The organism is Vibrio ordalii ATCC 33509 (assembly GCA_000257205.1).
In the GTDB taxonomy this organism is placed as follows: domain Bacteria; phylum Pseudomonadota; class Gammaproteobacteria; order Enterobacterales; family Vibrionaceae; genus Vibrio; species Vibrio ordalii.
The window spans coordinates 1-862 of the sequence record AEZC01000212.1 but is presented as its reverse complement, the minus strand read 5'-3'; the positions used below and the strand labels follow the sequence as shown (position 1 = coordinate 862).

The window sequence follows — 862 nt, the reverse complement described above, 5'->3', positions numbered from 1 at the left end:
GAAGGTAAAAATGCCCATTTGCCGACAACACAAAACGAATGGCCAGAGAAGTCCCAAAGATTGAACCCCTAAATTTACCTGAGTTGCATAACGCCCGCTTAAGGGGCTGACAACGCTACTACCAAGTTTCCGCATAACACCGTAACCACTTAAAAAAACCGCATAATGAAAATGCCGCGCGTTGGAAGTCCCTCTTGAAGCGTTTGTTATGCCGCTAGCTGAAGCGTGAAGCGAGTTTCTTATAAACAGCGTCTTTATCTCGTTTACCAACAGCGAGTACATAAACGACAACTTCATTGTCGATGACTTCATAAGCCAAACGATAACCAGCTGTACGAAGTTTGATTTTGTAAACAGAATCATAACCCCGTAACTTTGATGATGGAACGTGGGGATTTTCTAGCCTTTCTTTGAGTTTCTTTTTAAATTGACTCTGAATCGTTGGCGCTAGCTTACTCCACTCCTTTTGGGCTGCTGGCAAAAACTTTAACTTATAAGTCATCAATATTGATTTCCACAGCTTGCGACAAATCACCACGACGACTATCTACTATTTGGGAAAGCTCATAATCATCAAGCATATCCATCAGATACTCGTAAGTTTCAGCCGGTACAAGGTAAGCTGCGGGTTTGTTGTGGTTAAGGATCGCAATAGCTGAACCATCAGCCTCGTTCAAAAGAGCAGTTGGATTTTTCTTTAACTCTGAAATACTGGCAGAGCAATTCGCTAATACCTGTCTCATAACTTCACCATATAAGCATTAAAATCAGACCTAATTTTAGACCTTAATTTAAGTAATTGCTAGAGATTTACAAAAGAGGCATAACGCCCACTTAAGGGGCAGCCAACCCCCCTCTGGCA

The 862-nt window shown here is 41.9% G+C and carries 2 protein-coding genes; both read right to left on the bottom strand.

The features are described from left to right. Window positions 1-214: 214 nt before the first annotated feature. On the bottom strand, window positions 215-502 hold the full coding sequence (locus VOR_RS0114025; RefSeq protein WP_010320326.1) for a type II toxin-antitoxin system RelE family toxin: 288 nt from the start codon (window positions 500-502) through the stop codon (window positions 215-217). Continuing rightward, window positions 492-743, bottom strand: coding sequence for a type II toxin-antitoxin system Phd/YefM family antitoxin (locus VOR_RS0114020; RefSeq protein WP_001250181.1), 252 nt, complete (start codon window positions 741-743; stop codon window positions 492-494). Before VOR_RS0114020 ends, VOR_RS0114025 begins: the two co-directional genes overlap by 11 nt. Window positions 744-862: the final 119 nt, after the last annotated feature.

What these genes read in the sequence shown, in the direction of transcription:
- VOR_RS0114025 (WP_010320326.1), bottom strand. Translation starts at nt 502, where the DNA reads ATGACTTATAAGTTAAAGTTTTTGCCAGCAGCCCAAAAGGAGTGGAGT.
- VOR_RS0114020 (WP_001250181.1), bottom strand. Translation starts at nt 743, where the DNA reads ATGAGACAGGTATTAGCGAATTGCTCTGCCAGTATTTCAGAGTTAAAG.